The 22,872-nt window shown below is 58.4% G+C and carries 24 protein-coding genes; 13 read left to right on the top strand and 11 right to left on the bottom strand.

Features of this window, described 5'->3' with window-relative positions:
• Positions 1-152 precede the first annotated feature (152 nt).
• Positions 153-851 carry an MgtC family protein gene (locus ACJ8KE_RS02650; RefSeq protein WP_028128127.1) on the bottom strand — a complete coding sequence of 233 codons (699 nt, stop codon included), beginning with the start codon at positions 849-851 and terminating at the stop codon, positions 153-155.
• Between the two features lie 432 nt (positions 852-1,283).
• On the opposite strand from ACJ8KE_RS02650, the gene ACJ8KE_RS02645 reads away from it, so the two are divergent.
• Together ACJ8KE_RS02645 and ACJ8KE_RS02640 are read left to right on the top strand one after the other, a co-directional pair.
• Positions 1,284-1,445: a hypothetical protein gene (locus ACJ8KE_RS02645; protein WP_162883457.1), complete on the top strand. Its 162-nt coding sequence runs from the start codon at positions 1,284-1,286 to the stop codon at positions 1,443-1,445.
• Between the two features lie 61 nt (positions 1,446-1,506).
• Positions 1,507-2,892: a CoA transferase gene (locus tag ACJ8KE_RS02640; RefSeq protein WP_197789201.1), complete on the top strand. Its 1,386-nt coding sequence runs from the start codon at positions 1,507-1,509 to the stop codon at positions 2,890-2,892.
• Here the strand turns inward: ACJ8KE_RS02640 and ACJ8KE_RS02635 are convergent.
• Positions 2,889-3,764 (bottom strand): LysR substrate-binding domain-containing protein, encoded by an 876-nt coding sequence (locus tag ACJ8KE_RS02635; protein WP_016927211.1) that lies wholly within the window; start codon positions 3,762-3,764, stop codon positions 2,889-2,891. The two genes, ACJ8KE_RS02640 and ACJ8KE_RS02635, sit on opposite strands and share 4 nt — an antisense overlap.
• A gap of 101 nt (positions 3,765-3,865) precedes the next feature.
• On the opposite strand from ACJ8KE_RS02635, the gene ACJ8KE_RS02630 reads away from it, so the two are divergent.
• Positions 3,866-5,281, top strand: a complete 1,416-nt coding sequence (locus tag ACJ8KE_RS02630; RefSeq protein ID WP_442517085.1) for a pyridoxal phosphate-dependent decarboxylase family protein — start codon at positions 3,866-3,868, stop codon at positions 5,279-5,281.
• Positions 5,282-5,294: 13 nt separating this feature from the next.
• On the opposite strand, the gene ACJ8KE_RS02625 is transcribed toward ACJ8KE_RS02630, so the two are convergent.
• A complete protein-coding gene (locus ACJ8KE_RS02625; RefSeq protein WP_016927209.1) occupies positions 5,295-5,936 on the bottom strand; it encodes a GNAT family N-acetyltransferase in 642 nt (213 codons plus the stop codon).
• A 797-nt stretch (positions 5,937-6,733) separates the two neighbouring features.
• On the opposite strand from ACJ8KE_RS02625, the gene rcsA reads away from it, so the two are divergent.
• Positions 6,734-7,363 carry a transcriptional regulator RcsA gene (gene rcsA, locus ACJ8KE_RS02620; RefSeq protein WP_004935115.1) on the top strand — a complete coding sequence of 210 codons (630 nt, stop codon included), beginning with the start codon at positions 6,734-6,736 and terminating at the stop codon, positions 7,361-7,363.
• A gap of 217 nt (positions 7,364-7,580) precedes the next feature.
• Here rcsA and dsrB read toward each other — a convergent pair whose 3' ends face one another.
• Both dsrB and cspE read right to left on the bottom strand, forming a co-directional pair.
• On the bottom strand, positions 7,581-7,781 hold the full coding sequence (dsrB, locus tag ACJ8KE_RS02615) for a protein DsrB (RefSeq protein WP_110147133.1): 201 nt from the start codon (positions 7,779-7,781) through the stop codon (positions 7,581-7,583).
• A 320-nt stretch (positions 7,782-8,101) separates the two neighbouring features.
• Positions 8,102-8,314, bottom strand: a complete 213-nt coding sequence (cspE, locus tag ACJ8KE_RS02610; protein ID WP_004935122.1) for a transcription antiterminator/RNA stability regulator CspE — start codon at positions 8,312-8,314, stop codon at positions 8,102-8,104.
• 377 nt (positions 8,315-8,691) lie between these two features.
• Here cspE and ACJ8KE_RS02605 point away from each other — a divergent pair, with 377 nt between their 5' ends.
• From ACJ8KE_RS02605 to ACJ8KE_RS02595, 3 genes are all read left to right on the top strand, one after another.
• A complete protein-coding gene (locus ACJ8KE_RS02605; RefSeq protein ID WP_028128133.1) occupies positions 8,692-9,069 on the top strand; it encodes a hypothetical protein in 378 nt (125 codons plus the stop codon).
• Positions 9,070-9,581: 512 nt separating this feature from the next.
• Entirely contained in the window at positions 9,582-9,791 is a 210-nt protein-coding gene (locus ACJ8KE_RS02600; RefSeq protein WP_004935132.1) for a hypothetical protein, read from the top strand.
• 153 nt (positions 9,792-9,944) lie between these two features.
• Positions 9,945-10,952 carry an NAD(P)H-quinone oxidoreductase gene (locus ACJ8KE_RS02595; RefSeq protein WP_079451538.1) on the top strand — a complete coding sequence of 336 codons (1,008 nt, stop codon included), beginning with the start codon at positions 9,945-9,947 and terminating at the stop codon, positions 10,950-10,952.
• A gap of 44 nt (positions 10,953-10,996) precedes the next feature.
• Here the strand turns inward: ACJ8KE_RS02595 and ACJ8KE_RS02590 are convergent, their stop codons facing one another.
• On the bottom strand, positions 10,997-12,049 hold the full coding sequence (locus ACJ8KE_RS02590) for an SDR family oxidoreductase (protein WP_049300287.1): 1,053 nt from the start codon (positions 12,047-12,049) through the stop codon (positions 10,997-10,999).
• A gap of 110 nt (positions 12,050-12,159) precedes the next feature.
• Here ACJ8KE_RS02590 and ACJ8KE_RS02585 point away from each other — a divergent pair, with 110 nt between their 5' ends.
• Positions 12,160-13,092 (top strand): LysR family transcriptional regulator, encoded by a 933-nt coding sequence (locus ACJ8KE_RS02585; protein WP_421085804.1) that lies wholly within the window; start codon positions 12,160-12,162, stop codon positions 13,090-13,092.
• Positions 13,093-13,095: 3 nt separating this feature from the next.
• Here ACJ8KE_RS02585 and ACJ8KE_RS02580 read toward each other — a convergent pair whose 3' ends face one another.
• The 3 genes from ACJ8KE_RS02580 to ACJ8KE_RS02570 form a co-directional block, all read right to left on the bottom strand.
• On the bottom strand, positions 13,096-13,488 hold the full coding sequence (locus tag ACJ8KE_RS02580) for a YidB family protein (protein ID WP_016927203.1): 393 nt from the start codon (positions 13,486-13,488) through the stop codon (positions 13,096-13,098).
• A gap of 95 nt (positions 13,489-13,583) precedes the next feature.
• Positions 13,584-13,832 (bottom strand): GlsB/YeaQ/YmgE family stress response membrane protein, encoded by a 249-nt coding sequence (locus ACJ8KE_RS02575; protein ID WP_004935146.1) that lies wholly within the window; start codon positions 13,830-13,832, stop codon positions 13,584-13,586.
• A gap of 14 nt (positions 13,833-13,846) precedes the next feature.
• Positions 13,847-14,044, bottom strand: coding sequence for a glycine zipper domain-containing protein (locus tag ACJ8KE_RS02570; RefSeq protein ID WP_004935148.1), 198 nt, complete (start codon positions 14,042-14,044; stop codon positions 13,847-13,849).
• A gap of 628 nt (positions 14,045-14,672) precedes the next feature.
• Here ACJ8KE_RS02570 and ACJ8KE_RS02565 point away from each other — a divergent pair.
• Together ACJ8KE_RS02565 and yjdN are read left to right on the top strand one after the other, a co-directional pair.
• Complete coding sequence (locus ACJ8KE_RS02565; protein ID WP_028128135.1) at positions 14,673-15,593, top strand: Kdo(2)-lipid IV(A) acyltransferase; 921 nt, start codon at positions 14,673-14,675, stop codon at positions 15,591-15,593.
• Between the two features lie 176 nt (positions 15,594-15,769).
• Entirely contained in the window at positions 15,770-16,189 is a 420-nt protein-coding gene (yjdN, locus tag ACJ8KE_RS02560) for a VOC family metalloprotein YjdN (RefSeq protein WP_016927200.1), read from the top strand.
• A 15-nt stretch (positions 16,190-16,204) separates the two neighbouring features.
• On the opposite strand, the gene ACJ8KE_RS02555 is transcribed toward yjdN, so the two are convergent.
• The gene (locus ACJ8KE_RS02555; RefSeq protein WP_049240706.1) at positions 16,205-16,399 is read right to left on the bottom strand and encodes a hypothetical protein; all 195 of its coding nucleotides are present in this window, start codon (positions 16,397-16,399) and stop codon (positions 16,205-16,207) included.
• 160 nt (positions 16,400-16,559) lie between these two features.
• Here ACJ8KE_RS02555 and ACJ8KE_RS02550 point away from each other — a divergent pair, with 160 nt between their 5' ends.
• The gene (locus tag ACJ8KE_RS02550; protein WP_033639975.1) at positions 16,560-18,113 is read left to right on the top strand and encodes a sensor domain-containing diguanylate cyclase; all 1,554 of its coding nucleotides are present in this window, start codon (positions 16,560-16,562) and stop codon (positions 18,111-18,113) included.
• A 479-nt stretch (positions 18,114-18,592) separates the two neighbouring features.
• Positions 18,593-19,486, top strand: a complete 894-nt coding sequence (locus ACJ8KE_RS02545; RefSeq protein WP_028128136.1) for a Kdo hydroxylase family protein — start codon at positions 18,593-18,595, stop codon at positions 19,484-19,486.
• A 43-nt stretch (positions 19,487-19,529) separates the two neighbouring features.
• On the opposite strand, the gene paaZ is transcribed toward ACJ8KE_RS02545, so the two are convergent.
• Positions 19,530-21,596, bottom strand: a complete 2,067-nt coding sequence (paaZ, locus tag ACJ8KE_RS02540) for a phenylacetic acid degradation bifunctional protein PaaZ (RefSeq protein WP_016927196.1) — start codon at positions 21,594-21,596, stop codon at positions 19,530-19,532.
• A gap of 316 nt (positions 21,597-21,912) precedes the next feature.
• Between paaZ and paaA the strand changes: the two genes are divergently transcribed.
• Positions 21,913-22,851: a 1,2-phenylacetyl-CoA epoxidase subunit PaaA gene (paaA, locus tag ACJ8KE_RS02535; protein WP_015378348.1), complete on the top strand. Its 939-nt coding sequence runs from the start codon at positions 21,913-21,915 to the stop codon at positions 22,849-22,851.
• The last annotated feature ends 21 nt before the right edge of the window (positions 22,852-22,872 follow it).

Genomic DNA, 22,872 nt, shown 5'->3' with positions numbered 1-22,872 from the left:
ACTAAATGGCGGAATTACCCTGTCAGCCACGCAAGAATCATTTCCCTTCCGGGGTCATCGTCCATAACGCCTCCTTAATGCCTCACGTTATTCAAGGTGCTCATGAATAAAACCGAACATATAACCAAGTTAATCAATATTTATATTATTATTCAGACCGGTAATTCGGACGCGACGCGCCAGCGAACGGCACTCACGCTTTTTTCCAGACTGACGCGGCAAACAATACCTTCGATTTCTTTTTGCGCGGCCGGAGTGGCGGTAATTTCCGCGCACACTTCCAATTGCCCCGGACTGGAAATATCGGCGCTGCGCAAGGATTGCAGCCGCAAGGCGACGCCGTTCAGCGCCTGCAAGATCAGGGTGCGCACCAAAATTTCGTCCTGCTCGCCGCAGGTCACCTGAATGCGGTAGCACAATTCCAGATCGGTCGCCTGCTGATGCGGCTGCAGATTGATGCGCTGCGCGGCTTCGCGCAGCAGGATATTGGCGCACAGGATCACCAGCGTAGCGACCACCGCATCCCAATGCTGGCCCAGGCCGCACAGGACGCCAATCCCCGCCGAACACCACAGCGTGGCGGCGGTGTTGAGGCCGCGAATGTTCAGCCCTTCACGCATGATAACGCCGGCGCCGAGGAAACCGATACCGGATACGATCTGCGCGGCCACCCGGCCGGCGCTGGCCGGATCGGTGGACATGGCGCTGAGAATAAAGACCGCCGCACCGGTCGCCACCAGCGCATTGGTGCGCAGGCCGGCCATGCGCTGGCGCCACTGGCGCTCAGCGCCAATGACCGCGCCCAGGCACATCGCCAGCAATAAATTTAAAACGAAAGGAGTCATCGCCATGACTGTCCCCTTAATAACCGCAGGAGATAAAATCATGTGCTGTTTAGCACACGCGAAAGCGCGCTGAAAATAAATCAGCGAATCAGCGTGTCGTGCCTGGAGGGAAAAGGCTGTGGCTGCAAAATACCATAATAACGTCCAACTCGATTCACCTGAAACCGTCAGGCATCAGGAAACGTTTATTACTCGGGTATGCACAGCTCAGAAATAACTGGAGAGGGGTGCTGCCCGCCGATAACGGCAAGCAACAAATCAGAAGAGAATTGGTCAGCTTGCCTTATTTGTTTTATTACAACTACAACTGTCCAATTGGGTTTCTCCACCGAAATTTTGGCTGAGTATAGTGACGTCGGATAATGAAGTAAAGGCTAATTTATTAAACGAAAAATAAACTGGAATACGGCGATGATATTTCGATGTCACAAATAGAAGATGGCGACATTGGGCGCCGACGCCGCCTTCCGGCCGCTGCATCAGGCCCTATGGGACAAAGCGCTGACCGCCAATTTCAGCGCGCAGCCTTTCGCCGGCATCGCGGCCCACAGCCTGCGCGCCACACTGGCCGACGGCCGCACGTTCGACGTTGCGCCTTAGCAAGGTCGCCGGCAGTGGGCTACGCTAGGCTATATTTCCGACGACCCGCAAGGAGTGGCCGATGACGCCTCTGATCCACACTCTGCTCGACGAAATTTGGCAAAGCCTGGGGCAGCGCCCCGCCCCCGCCGACCGGCTAACCGTAAGCGGCACCGGCGCATTGCCTTCGGCGTTTCCCGTGACCGAATTGGCTACCGCCGCCTGGGGCGCCGCCGGTTTGGCCTGCGCCGAGTTGCTTCGCCGCGAGGCGGCCGACGCGCCGCAGGTCTGGATCGATCAACGCCTGGCCTCGCTCTGGTTCGGCTGGACGCTGCGTCCGCTGGGGTGGACGCTGCCTGCGGCCTGGGATGCACTGGCCGGCGACTATGCGACGGCGGATGGCTGGATACGCCTGCATACCAATGCGCCGCACCATCGGCGAGCGGTGGAGCAGGTGCTGGGTTCGGCATCGGATAAAGGCACGCTGGCGGAACGCGTGCTGGGCTGGAAAAAAAGCGAGCTGGAGGAAGCGGTGATCGAGGCCGGCGGCTGCGCGGCCCAAATGCGCTCGGCGGCCGCGTGGCGACAACATATTCAGGGCAAAAGCGTGGCGCTCGAACCGCTGATCCACGCCTCGCTGCAGCCGGAAGCGCCACCGCCGTGCTGGGCGCTACCCGTCGCCCGGCCGCTGCACGGCGTGCGGGTGCTGGACCTGACGCGCATTCTCGCCGGGCCGATCGCCACGCGTTTTCTTGCCGGTTTGGGCGCCGACGTGCTGCGCATCGATCCCTACGGTTGGGATGAGCCCGGCGTTGAACATGAAGTCATGCTGGGCAAACGCAGCGCGCGCCTCAACCTGACCAATGCGCACGATCGCCATACGTTTGAACATCTGCTGAGAAACACCGACGTGATCGTGCACGGCTACCGTGCCGGTGCGCTGGAGAAGTTGGGCTACGGCGCGGAGGAAAGACGCGCGCTGGCGCCGGGCCTGATAGACGTCTGCCTAAATGCCTACGGCTGGAGCGGGCCGTGGCGCACCCGGCGCGGTTTCGACAGCCTGGTACAGATGAGCTGCGGGTTGGCGGAGGCGGGCATGGTTTGGCGCAGCGCCAGTTTGCCGGTGCCGTTGCCGGTACAGGCGCTGGATCACGCCACCGGCTATTTGATGGCGGCGGCGGTGCTGACCGGTATGGCGCAGCGCCTGAGCCGCGGCACCGGCTACCACGCGCGGCTGTCGCTGGCGCGCACGGCGCAGTTGCTGCTGGCGCATCCCTGTTCGGCAGACTACCGGCCGGAACCGCTGGCACCGGCCGGAACCGCCGACGAGAACCCGGAAACGGAATTGACTTACTGGGGGGCCGCGCAACGCCTGCGCGCCCCGTTAAGCCTGCAGGGCACGGCGCTGCAATGGGCGCTGCCGGCGACTACGCTCGGCACCTCGCAACCGGAATGGCTACGCCGCTAAATCGCCGCCAACTGTTGCTGCAGCCACTGCAGCAAGCGGGTGACCGCCGGCGTCAACCCGGCGGTCTGCGGCCACACCAGATAAACGTCGTCATCGCTCAGACGACGGGGCGCGGCCAACGCCACCAGTCTCCCCGCGTCGAGAGCATCCTGGACCAGCAGCTTTTTCGCCAACGCGATGCCAAACCCTTGCTCCGCCGCGCGAATCAACAATCCGGCATCGTTGAACAACGCCTGTTGCCGCCCGCATAACGGCCGCCCCTGCGCGTTGAACCAGTCGCGCCAGGGACTGACGTCGTGCTCGAGCAACGGAATATCGCCACCGTTCTCGAACGCCGCCCCCCATTCTCGCGCCATATCCGGCGAAGCGACAGGCAGCACGTCACCCGACGCGATACGCTGCGCCTGCAGCCCCGCCCATTGACCGCTGCCGATGCGGATCGCCGCATCGAACCCTCGCTGCGACAGATCCTGCAGCGCCAGCGACGCATCGATATCCAGCGCAATATCGGCGCAGGCCTCATGAAAAGCAGGCAGACGCGGCAACAGCCAATAATGGGCAAAAGACGGCAACACGCTGATGCGCAGCGTCTGGCTTGTCGCCGCACGCCGGGCGCGGGCGACGCCCTGCTGCAGCGCCTGCAGCGCCGGTTCCACCGCCGCCAGCATCTCTTTCCCGGCCGCATTCAGGCGCACGCCGCGCCCGCGCCGTTCAAACAGCGGATAGCCGACCGCCTGCTCCAGCAGCTGAATTTGCTGGCTGACCGCACCGTGCGTCAAATGCACCTGTTCCGCCGTAGCGCGCAAATTTTCCAACCTGGCGGCGATCGCAAAGGTCGGCAAGACATGCAGGGGAATGCGTTCATTCATCATTGGTTAACCAGGCTATCCAAAAAGGTTATTTTTCATCGATTTTGACCGGCAGGCAAATGTTCTATGTTTACCCCATCATCCCTGACGCTTTCGGAGCCACCATGCACCCACGTTTACAACAGGATCTCGCGCAGTTTCCGCAGATCCTCGACCACACCCGCCAGTTGGCGGAAGATTTCCTGACCGGGCTGCAGCAACGCTCGGTCTGCCCGCCGCTCGAGCATCAGCAGCTGCAACCGGGCGACGATCGACTAGATGAAAACGGCGAAGGCGCCCTGGCGGCGCTGGAGCGTTTTTGGCAACGTTATCAGGCCGGCATTTCCGCCAGCGCCGGCCCGCGTTATTTCGGCTTCGTCACCGGCGGCGGCACCCCGGCGGCGGTCGCAGCGGACTGGCTGGTTAGCGTGACAGACCAAAATAGCTTGCTCAGCCATGATACCATCGCAGCCACGATCGAGCTGGCGGCCGTGACGCAGTTGAAATCCCTGCTGGACCTGCCGGAAACGTTCAGCGGCAGCCTGGTCAGCGGCGCGACCATGGCCAATTTCACCGGGCTGGCCATTGGCCGGCAGTGGCTGGGACAACAGCACGGCGTGGATATCGCCCAACAGGGCCTGGCGGCGCTGGGTTCCATCCGGGTATTGTCGGCCAATCCACATTCCAGCAGCGTGAAGGCGCTCAGCATGCTCGGTATCGGCCGCGAGGCGCTGACGACCGTCGCCAGCCTGCCGGAGTCTGAAGCCATGGATATGGAAGCACTGGAACGGCAGCTCGCCGCCGGCGCCGGCCAGCCAACGTTGGTACTGGCCAGCGCCGGTACGGTCAACACCGTCGCTTTCGACGACCTGCCGCGTCTGCTGGCGCTGCGGGAGCGTTATCCGTTTTGGCTGCATGTCGATGCGGCATTTGGCGGCGTGGCGGCCTGCTCGCCGCTCTACGCTCCAAGACTTGAGGGCTGGCAGCATGCCGATTCCATCACTGTCGACGCGCACAAATGGCTGAACGTGCCTTATGACAGCGCGATCCAATTTACCCGCCATTTGGATCTGCAAATGCAGGTATTTCAGAACCATTCGGCCTACCTGGAAGCACCGACATTGCGGCCAGACAACTATCTGCATCTGACGCCGGAAAATTCGCGCCGCTTCCGCGCCCTGCCGCTTTGGCTGACGCTGAAAGCCTATGGCCGCAGCGGCATACGGGATATCGTCGAGCGCAACGTCCGATTGGCGCAGGCGCTGGGGGCGGCGCTGGCAGCCGATGACAGTTTCCAGCTGCTGGCGCCGGTGAATTTGAACGTGGTGTGCTTCGCACTCAGCCATCCACTGGGCGACAGCGAGGCGGCGCGCGATCGCTTTCTCGAGCGCCTGAGCCGGCACGGCGTGGTGCGCTGCACCCCTACGCGCTATAACGGTCAGCCGGGGATCCGCGCCGCGCTGGTCAACTGGATGACGGAGGAACAGGACATCCGGCTGGCGTTGGACTCGCTGCGCCATTGCCTGGCGGAAACGGCCTAGCGCGCGCGGCGTATTACCCGAGTTGGAAGGCCTGCAAACGCCGTTCTTGCCGCCCGTCATCGCCGATGTTATCCGGCGACAGCCAGGCGGCAAACGCCGCGCGCCGCGCCGGCCATTCCCCGTCGACGATCGACAGCCAGTCGGTGTCGCGCGTGCGTCCTTTGACGACGACGGCCTGGCGGAACGTGCCTTCATAGCGGAAACCCAAGCGCTCGGCGGCCTGGCGTGAAGGCAGATTGAGGCTATCGCATTTCCATTCGCAGCGCCGGTAGCCAAGATCGTCGAACAGATGCCGCAGCATCAGGAAAATCGCCTCGCTGCCCAGCGCGCTGCGCTTCATCAGCGGCGACCAGTTGATGGTGCCCAGTTCGGCCACGCCGTTGGCAGGATCGATGCGCAAAAAAGCGCAGCTTCCCACCGCGCACCCGTTTGACTGATCGATCACTACCATCGTGTTTCTGTCAGCGCTGGACGCCTGAGCCTGAAGATAACGCTGGAAATCTGCGCGCGACTGCGGCCGTTCCCAAAACAGATAAGTCCAGTCGCGATCGTCCTCGGCGGATTGATAAGCCTGATAAAGCGCCTCCCCCCAGCGCGCGAGGTTAAGCGGTTCGAGGCGGCAAAACCGCCCTTGTAGCGGCGAGTGCCCGGGCATGCCTGCCGGCTGCCAATGAGGGAGGGCTTCGCCTATCGGCTGCCCATACTGATTCCGTCTCACCGCGACATCCTGTTTTTGAAAGGTGGAGAGGCAAGTTAAAACCAACGCGAGCCAGAGACAACTCCGACCTGCCATTCCTCCCCTGCGGATCGGGCCGCAGGATGATAGTTTAGAGAAATCACTGAATCACCGTTAAACATTCACGAAAACTATTTCATGTAAAATAAATATCCAGATAACTCATTGTAAAACGGTGATTTATAGCAACAAATAAGCTACACATTCCGGCCATAATGTTAACTTTCGTTTGCCGTTATGATAAAAAAAGAAGTGCTAATCATTAGCATGGAAAGCAGAAAAACACCATAACTTAATGATTTTTAAATAAAAAAAACCAAAAACACCAGGGAGAGCGTTTTTTGTCCACTCAAAAAATGCGCTGAAAGACGTCAAAAAAACGACACATGAATTTTTTTTAAGACTTTTCCTAGCAAACTAAAATTTTGTTTCGTGACATGATGAACAGATTCGCGGCAAGCAATGCAGACAGGCACGGGCGCCAAGCGCAGATCAGGCTCAACATGCCGAAGCTGGACGAGCAGCAGATCGCTCTGACTTAAGCCAAACTTATAGATTCATGCAATTAATAAGTTTAGTATGAAAATATCATTGAGTGACGCCGTGTTTATTGATAGAACACTCGCTACACTGAATTATTGCTCCATTTTGCCTTTCGGCTTTTTAGGCTTTTTCTCATATTACCGCAGTAAAACGGATTTAAGTGGGGGTGCGATATGCCAACGATTATCATGGATTCATGTAGCTATACCAGATTGGGGTTAACCGACTATCTGACTTCGCATGGCGTGAAGAAGCGCCATATTAATGCCATCGAGGACATTGACAGCCTGCATGAAAAATGCAGCAAGTTGAATCCGAGCCTGGTGTTTATTAACGAGGACTGCTTCATCCACGAAGCAAACGCCACCGAGCGAATAAAACGGGTCATTTCACTGCACCCGGATACGTTATTCTTCATCTTCATGGCCATTACCAACGTACATTTCGACGATTATTTATATGTTCGCAAGAACGTCATCATATCGTCAAAATCCATCAAGCCAGAGACTATGAATCAGCTACTTAGTCACTATCTCGAGAGAACGTCTCTGCGTACGGAGAAATCCTCTCTGGATCAAACGCCGGTAACGCTGAGCCAGACTGAATCAAACATGTTACGCATGTGGATGTCCGGTCAAGGCACCATCCAGATATCAGACCAGATGCAAATAAAGGCCAAAACGGTCTCTTCCCACAAGGGAAACATCAAGCGGAAAATAAAAACGCACAACAAGCAGATCATTTATCACGTTGTTCGTTTGACCGATACATTGACCAGTGGAATATTCGTCAATAGCCGCTGAACCACAGAGAACGCCCCCGCTCTGTTTTACCAGCCGTTAAATACCCGGTGATAATGTCATCTGGATAGCCGCCGCTGGAACCACAAAAAAATACCTGCTGCGTTATCCCCCGCTAGCGCAACGGGTATTTTTTTGCCGTCGATAAAAAAAATCTTACCGCAATGAAATAATCTCAAAATGGACAATTTCATTAGCAAATTAATGAGATTAGCCTAAGTTACTGCCCGTGATCGCGACAGGGCTCCACAAACGTGCCGTCACGGCTGTCGATTTCATTAAAAAACCAGACGCCCGCCGGGTAGTCGTCAAGAGAAACCAGATACATGGTGCCTTCGTTGAACACCTCTACGGCCAGAATGACGCCTTCACGCCGCGGGCCGCCGTCTGTTTTTACCGTCACTCGATCGTTAACCTGCATACCCTTCTCCATTATTTGCGATTGCCGTCAGTGTATTACAAAACCGGCGGCGATGGACACCGCTCCAGCCCTGCCGGCCTCTGCTATCAGCGTAGCAGCCGCCTGGATTTTCACTTTCTTAACGGTTTAGCCGCAGAATCTTAAGTCGGTCTCGCGTAGCCTGTCTTCAGGCGTTTCCCCCCCAGAGAAGCGCTCGCAAATGAAGAAGTAACAAGGAACTTTTGCCCGCAGACTTGCGGGCTTTTTTTTGCGCACCGCTGAATTGCAGGCATAAAAAAACCCGCCGCAGCGGGTTTTTCTCAATCAGCGCCAGGCGCCAATTAGATAGCGGTAACGTTAGCCGCAGATGGACCTTTCGCACCGTTCTCGATAGAGAACTGTACGTTCTGGCCTTCAGCCAGGGTCTTGAAGCCTTGATCCTGGATAGCAGAGAAGTGTACGAATACGTCTTTGCTGCCGTCTGCTGGGGTGATGAAACCAAAACCTTTAGCTTCGTTGAACCACTTCACTTGACCTTTGATCATGTTAGACATGTCTAATTTCCTTCAATAATAAATGTAAGCCGCCATGGGCGAGGTAGCCGGTCATCAGTTACTTATGGAGGCACTGGAAAGGAAATTCGTCAGAGAAGGGCTATCCGGGATAACGCTTTAAATTTGAACTACTTTACTCAAAATGTCGTGCATAAATAGGTCTGTACCACAGGCCGACATCATTAACTCATGAGCGAGCGGCAATAGCAACCTTTTTCGCCGCAATGGGGCGCTAATCTCGGCTAAACGCACAGGAATTGACCCTGTCTGCCGATAGGGCCGCCGCCTGACTCGCCCGTAACGCCCAAGGCAAATGATAGTAATTCTCGTTCTGCTGTTTTATAGTTGCCTGACGAAATCATTCAGGGAGATTCACCATGCCGAGATGGCTTACATTACCGGCTGTCAGTACCGCCGCCCTGCTGGCCTTTGCCGCTTACAGCGCTCCGCAGAGTGCACTGGAGCTCAATTATCAAGCCCCCGACCCCAGCATGGCTCCCGCGCCCAAGCCGCCTGCCCCCTCTGAGCCGGCCCCCAAAACGGGAAAACCGCCGATCGCCTGGACAGAGGCGAGAGATAAAAGCGGTTTTCGCGTCGATATTGAGTGCGATCATCCTGGCTGCAGCAAACCGCGCGCCAAACCTTATCCCGCGTATGAAGGCCCGGTGAAGAAAACCGATCGCCGCCGCCAGTCTGATCCTTATTCCACCAATCAGGATCCCGATTACAACATTCAGTTGGGCTATGAGTGGTAGTGGCGCTTTCGGAGTAATGCCTATATCAGCCTCCTTTGCCGCTGCATAGAATATGCCTCAGTTCACCACTCCTCCTGGTGTTGAACACAACAAGCTGTGTTGCAAATCTTTATGCGCCTCCCTATAGGCGCTTTTTTTTGGGGCCTATCCCTCAAAGCGTCTTCCGATTACAGATTGCTCTCATTGCCCCACAAAGTGATGAATGTCACAAATACACCTCCTTGCCATTCTTATTCGGAGGTAACGTTCATGGCCACAGGATCCCTTGCCCTCCTGGCCGTCTTGGCCGGCATTGCGGGCTTCGCCCTCTACAAGCATTTAAAATCTCAGAAAAAAAGCACACTCGTCCGCCCGCACGATCGGTAACCGACAACGCGCTTTCACCGCGAAGGCCCGGTACATCGCACGCCGCGCCTTCGCGGGCTGTCATGCTTTCATCACAAAATTGTCACATTATGGCCATATGATGATTCGCGTTTATCCGCTCTGGCTTAACACCAAGGATTTCGCCCATGACCATAATTAAAGCTGCAAACCATCAGGAAGCAGAAAAACTCATCCGCGCCGGCACCGCCAAGAAAATCGAACTGGCCTACGATATCGGCAGCGACGACTTCTTCCAGCTTGCCAGCCTGTGGTGCGATAAAGGCGCCAAAATCTCCAAAGGAAAAGAACACTTCATCGTCTCGTTGAAAGGGTTCCGCATCCCGCCTAACGATTAATGCCCTGCCGCCCATCGCGGCGGCTTCGCCCCTTCCTCGCAAAACCGCTCTATTCAACCACGCGCGCCTCATTCGATTTCGCTAAGCTAACAGCAGACTTTATTGCGGACGTTTCGCCTGATAATCACGTCCGCCACGATGAGGAGAGTAACCATGTCAACAAATGCAGCGCTGCCCGACACGATGAAAGCGATTGAAATCAGCCAACCGGGCGCTCCCGACGTTCTGGTCGTTACCGAACGCCCGGTGCCCGTTCCGCAAGCGGGCGAACTGCTGGTGAAAATCGCCGCCGCCGGCGTTAACCGCCCCGACGTACTGCAGCGCCAGGGGAACTATGCCCCGCCGCCCGGCGCCTCGGATATCCCCGGCCTGGAAATTGCCGGCGAAGTGGTGGCCATCGGTGAAGGCGTGACCCACTTCGCGCTCGGCGATCGGGTTTGCGCCCTTATCGCCGGCGGTGGCTATGCGGAATACTGCACCGTGCATGAAAGCAATGCGTTGCCGGTGCCGACGGGGCTGAGCCTGACCGAGGCCGCCGCGCTGCCAGAAACCTTCTTCACCGTCTGGGTCAACGTGTTCCAGCGCGGTCATCTCAAAGCCGGCGAAACCGTGTTGATCCATGGCGGCACCTCCGGCATCGGCACGGTCGCCACCATGCTGGCGAAGGCCTTCTGCGCCCAGGTGATCACCACCGTCGGCTCCGAAGAGAAACGTCAGGCCAGCCTGGCGCTGGGCGCCGACGTGGCGATTAATTACCGCAGCGAAGACTTTGTCGCACGCACCAAAGACGCCACCAACGGTAAAGGCGCCGACGTCATCGTCGATCTGATCGCTGGCGATTATGTCGCCAAAAACTATCAGGCCGCAGCGATGGAAGGCCGCATCGTGCAAATCGGCACGCAAAACGGCGTGGTGAAAGAGCTCAATCTGATGCCGCTGCTGCTGAAACGCCTGACCCATACCGGGTCGACGTTACGTTCGCGCAGCGTGGCGGACAAAGCGCAGATTGCCGCCGATCTGCGCGAAAAGGTTTGGCCGCTGCTGGAGCGCGGCGTGCTGAAACCGCAAATTTTTAAAACCTTCCCGCTTGAGCAGGCCGCGGCCGCGCATACGCTGATGGAGTCCAGCGAGCACATCGGCAAGATCATGCTGACGTTCTGAGCCTATTCCCCGCGGCCGGTGCTGCGGGGAAACCAATGCCACGTTCAGGGAATGATGCCGCGGCGGCGGAACTCATCGAACAGCGAGAAAAACATGGCTTCGGTTTCGACAAACTGGTGGAAACCGAAGCGCCGCGCCTTGCTGCCATCCGCGAACATGTCATAGTCCCAGGAAAAGACGAAATCGGCGAAACGCCAGCCGGCCACCGCGCGATAGTCCGGTTCGGCCAATTGGTGCCGCTGCGCCAACTCCCGCCACAGCGACGCTTTGTCCGCCATCATGCTCTCCAGCGGCATCGGCAGCGGCGGCGCACATTCCAGCCCAAAGTAAGCGGCGATTTTCGGCCACATCTCGCTCCAGCGAAACAGATCGCCGTTGTTGATATTAAACGCCTGATTGGCCGCCGCCGGCTCGGTCGCCGCCCACAGCGTGGCGCGCGCCAACAGCCCGGCGTCGGTCATTTCCAGCAGGCTGTGGTAAGCGCCCGGTTTACCCGGGAAGCGCAACGGCAGCCCGAGCGCTTTGCTGATCGAGGCGTAAACCGCGATGCTTAACGCCAGATTCATCGGATTGCCGAGGGAGAAGCCCCCCACCACGCTTGGACGGATGGCGCTCCAACGCCAGCGCTTGCCGGCCTGCCGCTGCGCCAGATACTGCTGCTGCGCCACGTTAAACTCCGGCGGCATATGCCCGGCGTCGCTTTCGCGCGCCGGCGTTTTAAACGGCCCCAAATGCGCGCCATACACCTTATAGCCCTGCATCAGGCTGATATGTTCCAACGCCGGCGCGACCGGCTCCAGTTCCTCGACGACGTGTTGCAGCATCTGCAGGTTCGGCGCCACCAGCCCCGCCCAGTCCGGCGCATCCTGATAGGCGGCATAGAAAACGTGGCTAATCGCGCTCAGCGGCCGCAGCGCGTCGCGCGTCGCCGCCGCATCCAGCAGATCAACCTGAAGGTGGCGCACTCCCGGCGCCGGTTGCCCACCCCGCCGCGAGACCCCCACCACTTGCCAGCCCTGTCCGGCCAGTTCCTCAATCAATCGGCGCCCAATCACGCCATTGGCGCCGATCACCAATGCCTGCCGCTTTGCATTCATCTTGTCACTCCTCGGGTTATCGATGCCCTGAGTGTCATTGATTAGTAATGCTTGCGGTAGAAGAGACTTTCCACTAACACTTATAAGAAAAATCTAGAGGCAAGATCGACATGGATAAGCTGAACGCCATGAAAACCTTTATGCGGGTGGCGGAGCTGGGCAGCCTGTCGGCCGCCGCTCGCGATCTGCGTTTGACGCAGCCGGCGGTCAGTCAGCAAATCGCCGGCCTGGAGCAGCAACTCGGGGCCCAACTGCTGTTTCGCAGCACCCGGGCGGTCACCCTGACCGATGCCGGCAGCAGTTATTATCAGCGCCTCAAACCGATTCTGGCGGCGGTCGACGAAGCGGAAGAAGCGCTGCGCGGCCAGCGCCACCAGTTACAGGGCAATCTGCGCATTCATGCCCCGACCGGGTTCGGGCAGTTGCACGTCACGCCGCTGGCCATCGCTTTCCAGCAACGTCATCCGAGCCTCGCCATCGAGCTGCTGCTGGACGATCGTCGCGCCGACGTGATCGGCGAAGGCATCGACGTAGCGCTGCGTTTCGGTGAACTGCATGCGCCCGGCATGGTGGCGAAACGTTTGGGCGAGCTGCAACGCCTGCTGGTGGCGTCACCGGCCTATCTGGACAAACATGGCACGCCCCGTTCGCCGGCGGAGCTGGCTAAACATGCGCACATTCGTTACAGCGGTTTGAACGACGGCGATACGCTCACTCTGTTCGGGCCGCACGGCCCCGAGATGGTTGCAGTGCGGCCCACGTTCCGCGCCAACAATACGCTATCGCTGCAGGCCGCCATTGAGGCTGGAGCCGGTATCGGCGGCGCCCAACGGCCGTTAATCGCCGAGCAGCTGGCGACGGGGGCGCTGGTGCCCGTTTTGCCGGAATACCGCTACCCGCCCATGGCGCTGCACGCGGTCTATCCCGCCTTACGTTTTATTCCGGAGAAAGTGCGCGCCTGGGTGGCGCATCTGCAGCAGGCGTTGACGGCGATCGAGGGAATTAGCGGAGTGAAGGCTCCCGGCCAGGCGCCGGGAGCCTAATCATTATTTGAACAGTTTACCGACCATATCGCCCAGCTCGTTGCTGTCTTGCTGAACTTCACCGTTTGGTGAGGCGGCATCCGCGACCGTTGGCAAGAACTGCGCAATGGTGCTGGACGCCTGTGCCGGATCGATGCCCAGCTTTTCAGCCAGTTGGTTGATGGCGTCGCTACCTAACGCCTGCTGCACATGGTCGCCGGTAATCGACTGATTTTCGCCATTGCCGAGCCAGGAACCGACGATATCGCCGAACTGCCCCTGACGGAACTTGTCCAAAATGGCCTGCAGGCCGCCTTGTTGCTCGACCCACTGCATAATGGCGATGTAGTCGATACCTTTACCACCGTTGGCGCCGCCGCCCAGAATGTTACCCAATACGCTATCGAACAGACCCATGATATTCCCCTTTCAGCGGGTACGGCCCGCGCCGCACCGCCGGATTGATTTCACGAAAAAGGGCCGCCGCGGCGACCCTGTTGAGCAACGGCTGCTTAGCCTTTGATCTTCCTGTAGACAAAAAGCACCACCAGAGCACCGATTACCGCCACCACAAAGCTGCCCAGGTTAAAACCGTCAACGCGGCCCATACCGAAGAAAGTGCTGATATAGCCGCCGACGACGGCGCCCACGATCCCCAATATAACGGTCACAATAAAGCCGCCGCCGTCTTTGCCCGGCATAATCCACTTGGCCAGGATACCGGCGATTAAACCAAAAATGATCCAGGAAATGATGCCCATCTTTACTCTCCCTATTACCTTTTGCCTAACAGAAATCCTATTACCAGGCCCACGACGGCGCCGGCGCCTATCCCCGCCCAAGGGTTATCCTTAAGGCAGGCACATGATTGCTCGAGCGCTGCTTTTACACCGCTGCTCACTTCGCAGGCGGTGGTTTTCACGTAGTCGCTCGGTTGCTCAACACCGTTTAGATCGTCATTTTCATATGACATGTCAAACCCTTACAGACCAACTCTCTGAGAATTTCGTCACATGTTTCGCGCCAGGCGCCGTCCGCTCCGCGATCTTGCTCTGGGCAATCTGCCCGCTGCCGCTCAATGCGGAGGCGTCCGGCGGCAAACGCACAACTTCACACTATGACTATAGTAAAAAATCAGCGGTTTACCCATTTCCGTCCGTCTGAATTTCACCATACAAAAAACGATCTGATTTCATCCCGCTGTCATCTTGCAAGGCTAAACTTTAAACACATCCTCCTGGAGGAAACGCCAATGTTCAATGCCCCCGTTGTCCTGATCCTCGCGCTACTGTACGCACTGGCCGCCGCTTGGGACGGTTCCGCGGCGTTACTGTTTCATTGAGGTTACATAGCCGTTGTCACTTTTGCGATGCGCTTAATTGTGTCTTTATTTTTCAATTTCGCCAGCCAGTTGAAATAGCGGAAAATATCCCCTCCTCCCTCGGTAAAAATCCTATTTCGCTTCGTTTTTCGCCTGCGTTTAAATAAAGCGTAAAAAAAGCATTAATGGAAAATCCTGTTTAGCACAAAATATTCTATCATCTTCCTTATGGAAATTTGGGTTAAGGTCCCATTGGGAAAGAAAAGGAATAACAGGAAAAATGCTTTCTAACCAACGCTTTGAGCGCGAATTCTTGCGCCCTCGTTATTGGTTGTTGTGGATAGGACTGGGAATACTCTATCTCTTGGTATTACTGCCCTACCCGCTCATTTATCGGCTCGGACACGGCCTTGGCAGAATAGCCATGCGCCTAATGAAACGCCGGGTAAAAATAGCGCGCCGCAATTTAGAACTCTGCTTCCCCGCGATGCCCGCCGCCGAGCGCGAGGCGCTGATCGTCAAAAATTTTGAGTCCGTCGGCATGGGGCTGTTCGAAGTCGGCATGGCCTGGTTCTGGCCCGACTGGCGCATCGCCCGCTGGTTCAAGGTGAGCGGCATGGAAAACATGCGGTTGGCGCGTCAGGACGGCAAAGGCGTTCTGCTGATCGGTCTGCATTTCCTGACGCTGGAACTGGGCGCGCGCATTTTCGGCATGCAAAACCCCGGCATCGGCGTGCACCGCCCGCACAACAACAAGCTGATGGAATGGGTACAGACCCGCGGCCGGCTGCGCTCGAATAAATTCATGATCGATCGTAAAGATATCAAAGGCATGATCCGCAACCTGAAACAGGGCGAAATCCTGTGGTACGCGCCGGATCACGATTATGGGCCGCAAAGTAGCGTATTCACACCGTTCTTCGCCGTGGAAAATGCCGCCACGACCACCGGCACCTTTATCCTGGCGCGCATGGGGCGGCCGTCGATCGTGCCTTTCGTGCCGCGCCGCCTGCCAAACGCTCAGGGCTATGAGCTGATCGTGCAGCCGCCGTTGACGGACTTCCCGCTGGATGATGAAACGCGCGCGGCGGCCATGATGAACCGCGTGGTGGAAGAACAGGTGCTGCTGGCGCCCGATCAATACATGTGGTTGCACCGCCGCTTTAAAACCCGCCCACCCGGCGAGCCGTCGCTGTATTAACCGCGTTCACGCCTTTGCCCGTCCTACCGGCGGCGAAGGCGCTCACCTCGCACGAGCATTCTACGTCAGGGGGACTACACTAATAAGTCACCGACGGCAATTATTGCCGCCAGCAATCATTTCTTCCCGCCCGAGGGCCGGTCGTTGCCTGTCGGGCCACAACCGAGGTCAATGTCATGCTGGTACAACCCTATTTGTTCTTCAGCGGCAACTGTGAGCAAGCGATTAACTTCTATGTACAGCAGTTGAATGCCAAAATTGAAATGGTCATGCGCTTCAAAGACATGCCCGAAGAAGCCCGCCAAGGCGGGCCGGAGGACGTCAATCCTGAAGCGATCATGCATGCGCGCCTGCTGATCGGCGACGGCGTACTGATGGCCTCCGACGGCTGTCCGCAAGATGACAGCGGCGGTGCTTCCCACAAAGGTTTCTCGCTGTCGCTGAATCCCAGCGATGCGGAACAAGGACGCAAACTGTTCGACAATCTGGCGCAGGGCGGCCAGGTGACGATGCCTTACCAAGCCACCTTCTGGGCCAAAGGTTTTGGCATGCTGACCGACAAATTCGGCGTCAACTGGATGATCAACGTCGAATAACCCCGCATGGCGCCGCTAGCTGTAGCGGTGCCAGTCATACGCCGCTTTGGCGAACAGCACGAACAGCAGCGCCAACAGCGCCAATCCCAACCGCCAATAGGGCGACCGGCGGCGGCGCCAGGCGAAGTACATCATCACCGCCAGCGTTCCCAGCGTAAGGGGGTAATACACCGCCAGCGTCAGTAAAGCGATAATGATGTAATCAGACATTGCTCTTTCACTCCGAGGTGCTCACACCGCCGCTGATGCGGGCTGCGATCGACCTTTCGCCTTATCGCCTCGTTAAAGGCTAGAGGTCTGGCGCATTTATGCATAAAATATAAGATTGCTCTTAACTCAAACTGAATAGTAATCACACAACAAGGGTGACATGACTCAGCAGCAACCCATACAGGATGCCGTGCCGGCGCGCAGCGTTAAAAGCTCCCCATTATTATTTCAGGCCGGCGTGTTTGTCATCATCGTTGCCGCCACGCTGATCCTCTTTAACAGCTGGCAAATCTGGAACGCACACCAGCGCGATCTGCGCAGCGCCGAGCATGAATCCGCCAACCTCGCCCGCTCGCTGGCGCAGCATGCCGACGATACTTTCATGCAGGTGGACGGCAATCTGCTCGATCTGACCGAACGTCTCCAGAACGACGGATTGGGGCCCTCGCAATTGACCCGGCTGCAGCGGGTGATGCAAACGCAGGTCGGCAACCTGCCGCAGCTGCATGGGCTGTTTCTCTACGATGCGCGCGGCCGCTGGCTGGCGACCTCCTCGGGCAAATTCATCAAGAACGCCAACAATGCCGATCGCGATTACTTCATATACCATCAAAACCGCGACGACGGCGGCCTGTACATCGGCAAGGTGATCCGCAGCCGCACCACCGGCGATCTGATCATTCCCGTTTCGCGGCGTTTCAACAACCCGGACGGCAGCTTTGGCGGCGTGGTGCTGGCGACGTTGTACATCGATTATTTCCGCCAGTTTTACGACAGTTTCGCCCTCAACACCGACGCCTCACTGAACCTGCTGCTGGCGGATGGCACCATCCTTTACCGCCGCCCTTACTCGGCGGCGTCGATCGGTAAAAACATCGCCAAGGGCGTGCTGTTCAGCGAAATTTTGCCGCATTCGGAATTCGGTAACGCCACCATCACCTCGCTGTACGATAAAGTAGAGCGCATCTACGGCTATTCGCGGGTCAACCGCTTTCCGCTGGTGATCGCCGCCGGGCTGTCGAAACGCGACGCGCTGGCGGACTGGCGCACCGACGCCGGGCTATTCGCCGCCGGCGGCCTCTCGCTGCTGGTGATCCTGTTGGCGATGGGCATGGTGCTGCTGCGGCAAATCAAGCACAGCATGCAAACCGAAGCTGAGCTGATGCGTACCCGCGATCAGTTGACCAGCATCAACCAGATGCTCGAAGAGCTGGCGCTGCTGGACGGCCTGACCGGGCTGGCCAACCGCCGCCAGTTTGATATCGCGCTGAAGAACGAGCTGGCGCGGGCTTCGCGCAACTACCGCAGCGTGGCGCTGCTGATGCTGGATATCGACTATTTCAAACAGTACAACGACAGCTATGGCCACGTCGCCGGTGACCAATGCCTGCAGCAGATCGGCCAAACGCTCAAAGGGTTGGCGTGCCGCAGCAACGACGTTCTGGCGCGTTACGGCGGCGAAGAGATGGGGATTATCCTGCCGGATACCGACGTCCAGGGAGCACTGATTTTCGCCGAACGCGTCATCAACGCGGTGCGCGATCTGAAAATTCCGCATCAGGGTAATCCGCACGGCATCGTCACCATCAGCATCGGTATCTGCGCCAAAGTGCCGCATATGTATAACGATACGCCGATCAGCTTTATCAATGAGGCGGACAGTGCGTTGTATCAGGCCAAGAAAAAAGGCAAAAACTGCATTTACGGCGCTTAATCATTAATCGGGCCACCAAAATTTGGCGGCCCGATTTATTACTAACCCAAATGAAATAATTCCCCTCCGCAACATTATTTCCCCGGTTTACCCTGCGCTCTGGATAAAATAACGCCAATAATAAGCGCAATATTTATTTCTATTAAAATTCAATGAGATAAGAAACTCACCATTCCGCAGACAATTCGTGCCATTTTTGATTATTCGTGCCTACACGTAGCTCCGTTTAGCCCTCGTTTACTTTTCATTGGTATTGCCGGTGATACTCTTATCAGGACTATTCTCTATATCAGGAAGCCATCGCACGCTTCGGCGCACTGCGCCCTGCTGATACATCCATAATAGAACCCACAAATTTCACGTTGCAATTGGGCGGCCTGTTGACGCCGCTCCAGCCAGCCACGGCGCAAGCCAGTGCAGCCAACCACGCGGCAACCTGAAAGCGGGAATAAAGCGATATAGATTTGCGAGGAGATCTCATGCCTACTGGCGATATTATGCGTGAACAGGCCGTCCTGACGCTGCCGTTGCGACAATGGGCGGCAGCGGAAGCATCCAGCGCGGTCAGCGAACTGGAACAGGGCAAGGTGCTGTTTCTGCCCGAGCTGGCCTTCACTCTATCTGAGCAGGAAATGCCGCTGCTGGATCCGACGTTGGTCGATCCGAAGCGCAAAAACATCAGCTATCAACCGCTGTCCGGCAAGCTGAGCGGCGTCGCCGTCGCGGAACGCCGGCAACAGGTTCAGCAACTGCTGGAGCGCTATTATCAATCTTGCCGCCAGCTGATCGCCGGGCTGTTGCCCGAGTATCAGGAGGCGCTGCACCACCCCACCGGCAGCCTGCGTTTGCACCCGGTTTCCGCCTGGCGGGCGACCAGTTCCTGGCGCAAAGACGACAGCCGCCTGCACGTTGACGCTTTCCCGTCGCGCCCGAACTACGGCGAACGCATTCTGCGCATTTTCACCAACATCAACCCGCACGGCGAGCGTCGCCAATGGCGCGTCGGCGAGCCGTTTCCTGAACTTGCGCAACGCTTTATGCCGCGCCTCGCGCGCTATTCCGCCTTCAGCAGCTGGCTGCAGCACCAGGTGCGCATCACCAAAACCCGGCGCAGCCATTATGACCACCTGATGCTGCAGTTGCATGACGCCATGAAGGCCGACGGTGATTATCAGCAACGGGGTCCGCAGCTGGCGCTGGAATTCCCGCCAGGCAGCAGCTGGATTTGCTTCTCGGATCAAACGCCGCACGCCGCGATGGGCGGCCAGTTTATGTTGGAACAGACCTTCCTGTTGCCGGTGAACAAGATGCAGGATCCGCAGCGTTCGCCGCTGAAAGTGTTGGAACAGCTGCGCGGGCAGCCGCTGATCTGAATGACTCGCCGCCGCCGGGATGCCGGCGGCGGCGAAACGCGCATTATGCCTCGAAGTCCCCTTGCTGGCGCGCCACCAGCGTCAGGATGCTGTACAGCGCCACCGGTTGCTGTTCCTGATTCAACACCTGAACATCCCACACCACCACGCCGTGCGGCCGATCTTCGGCGGTTTTTTGCGGCTTGCGGATTTTCTTTTTGCAGGTCAGCCGCACCTGAATGGTGTCGCCGATCTTCACCGGTTCGATAAAGCGCAGATTCTCCATGCCATAGTTGGCGATCACCGGCCCGACGGCGGCGTCGACAAACAGCCCAGCCGCGGCGGACACCACAAAGTAACCGTGCGCCACCCGCTCGCCGAACAGCGAATCGGCAGCGCCGATCTTGTCCATGTGCGCGTAAAAGTGGTCGCCGCTCAGGCAGGCGAAGTTGACGATATCCGCTTCGGTCACGGTGCGGCGCGCGGTCAACAGGCTGTCGCCCAGCTGCAGCTGCTCGAAGTATTTCCGGAACGGGTGCACCGGGTGTTCGGCGACCGGCGCGCCGCGCACCCATTCGCCGCCGATGGCCGCCAGCATCGCCGGGCTGCCCTGGATCGCCGTACGCTGCATATAGTGCTTCACCGCGCGCAGTCCACCCAGCTCTTCACCGCCGCCGGCGCGCCCCGGGCCGCCGTGCACCAGCATCGGCAGCGGCGAACCGTGGCCGGTGGACTCCGCCGCCGCCTGTTCATCCAAAATCAACATGCGGCCATGGGCGCACGCCGCCGCGCGAATGAATCGCTTGGCCAATGCCGGATCGGCGGTCACCAGCGATCCCGCCAGGCTGCCCTGCCCCAGCAACGCCAACGCGATCGCCTGCTCGGTATCCGCATACGGCATCAGCGTCGCCACCGGGCCGAAGGCCTCAGTGCCGTGCACCGCCTGATGGGTGAACGGATCGGCGCAATACAGCAGGGTCGGCGGATAAAACGCCCCGCCGCGCGCGCCGTCGCCCATGACTTCCAGCTTATCCAGCGACGCGCCGCACAGCGGTTCGCAGCCGTTGCGCAGCAGGAACTCCACCTTGCTTTGCACATCATCACGCTGCTCGTGGCTGACCAGCGCCCCCATGCGCACCTGCTCCAACTGCGGGTCGCCCACCGTCACTCCCGCCAGACGCTGCAACAAGGCCTGACGTACCGCCGCCACCTGCGCCGCCGGCACGATGATGCGGCGGATCGCGGTGCATTTCTGCCCCGCCTTGGCAGTCATTTCACGGCACACTTCTTTGATAAACAGCGCAAATTCCGGCATCTCCGGCGTCACGTCTTCCGCCAGCACGCAGCAGTTGAGCGAATCCGCCTCCATGGTGAACGCGATCGATTTTTCCAACAGGCGCGGATGCGCCCGCAGCCGCTGCCCGGTCTGCGCCGAGCCGGTAAAGGTCACCGCATCCTGGTAATCCAGGTGCGCAAACATGTCGCCGACGCCGCCGCATACCAACTGCAGCGCCCCTTCCGGCACCAGCCCGCTGTCGACGATCAGCCTGACCATCGCCTGCGTCAGTTGCGCGGTGGCGGTGGCCGGCTTGATGATGGCCGGCATGCCCGCCAGCCAGGTCGGCGCCAGTTTTTCCAGCATGCCCCAGCAAGGGAAGTTGAAGGCGTTGATATGCAGCGCCACGCCGGGGCGCGAGGTCAATACGTGGCGGGCGGCGAACTGCGCCTGCTTCGACAGCGGGATCAGCTCATCTTCCGGCCACAGCGTATCATCCGGCAGATCGCGGCCGGCCATGCCGGCATAGGCGAACAGCGTGGCGATGCCGCCTTCGATATCGACCCAGCCGTCGCCGCGCGTCGCGCCGGTTTGATAGGAAATCTGATACAGCGCCTCTTTATGCGCCAGCAGGTGTTTCGCCACCGCTTTCAGCATCTGGGCGCGCTGCTGGAATGTCATGTGCGCCAGCGCCGGGCCGCCGTGGCTGCGCGCATAGCTCAGGCTCGCCGCTAACGGCAGGCCGTCGGAGCAGACCTGGTACAACGCTTCGCCGGTCACGGCGTGACGGATCTCGCGCGCCTCTCCCTGCCCGTACACCCAGGCGCCAGAAAGATAACTGTGTAACTGCTGCATGTGCCCTCCGGAATTCATAAATTTTCACCATACAGCTTAATTACGTATCACATAAATGCTAGTCGACGCCAAACTCAATTTTAACAAAAAGAGAACAAGAAGCGCTTTCAAGCCGATTTTCCGGCGTTAATACGGAGTCATTGCTTTTATTTATTAAATAAAATCAAAAAATTAACACAAACACTTGTGAGTGAGCTCGCAAAACCACATAAATCTCGTTTGATCTTTTTGTTATCAATTTGTAGCCTTATGGTTAGTTAAAGTGATTCACATTTTTATATTTAATGTGAAAAATACGAATCACCAAGAGGCAAGCATGACAACTGACGCACAGTATCAGCAGCATTTCGACGACAAGATCGCGGCGGATATCGCCATTGAGGCCAAAGACTGGATGCCGGACGCCTATCGTCAGAACCTGATTCGGCAAATCGGCCAACACGCCCACTCGGAAGTCATCGGCATGCTGCCGGAAGCCAACTGGCTGACGCGCGCCCCCACGCTGCGCCGCAAGGCGGTGCTGCTGGCCAAAGTGCAGGATGAGGCCGGCCACGGTCTGTACCTCTACAGCGCCGCCGAGACCCTCGGCTGTTCGCGCCAGGACATCTACCAAAAGATGCTCGACGGCAAGATGAAGTACTCCTCTATCTTCAATTACCCCACGCTCAACTGGGCGGATATCGGCGTGATCGGCTGGCTGGTCGACGGCGCCGCCATCGTCAACCAGGTGGCGCTGTGCCGCGCGTCCTACGGCCCCTATGCGCGGGCGATGGTGAAGATCTGCAAAGAGGAAAGCTTCCACCAGCGCCAGGGCTATGAGGCGGTAATGGCGATGGCCAACGGCAGCGACACGCAGCGCGCCATGCTGCAGGACGCCATCGATCGCTTCTGGTGGCCGGTGCTGATGATGTTCGGCCCGAGCGACGCCGACTCCCCCCACAGCGCCCAGAGCATGGCGTGGAAGATCAAACGCCACAGCAACGATGAGCTGCGGCAGAAGTTCGTCGACAACACCGTACCGCAGCTGGAAGCGCTGGGCATGACGGCGCCGGATCCGGATCTGCACTGGGATGCCGCCGCCGGCCACTATCGCTTCGGCGAGATCGACTGGAGCGAGCTGCATGAGGTGATCAAAGGGCGTGGCCAATGCAACCACGAACGCCTGCAGGCCAAACGCCGCGCCTGGGAAGACGGTGCCTGGGTGCGTGACGGCGCCATGGCCCACGCCGCGAAAAACGCCGCTTCCGCCGCATAGCCAACATAAGGAACCGAAATC

It is taken from the genome of Serratia sp. CY56464 (assembly GCF_052168435.1).
Classification (GTDB): domain Bacteria; phylum Pseudomonadota; class Gammaproteobacteria; order Enterobacterales; family Enterobacteriaceae; genus Serratia; species Serratia marcescens.
The sequence above is the reverse complement of the archived record's forward strand: the minus strand, read 5'-3'. Positions and strand labels throughout refer to the sequence as shown.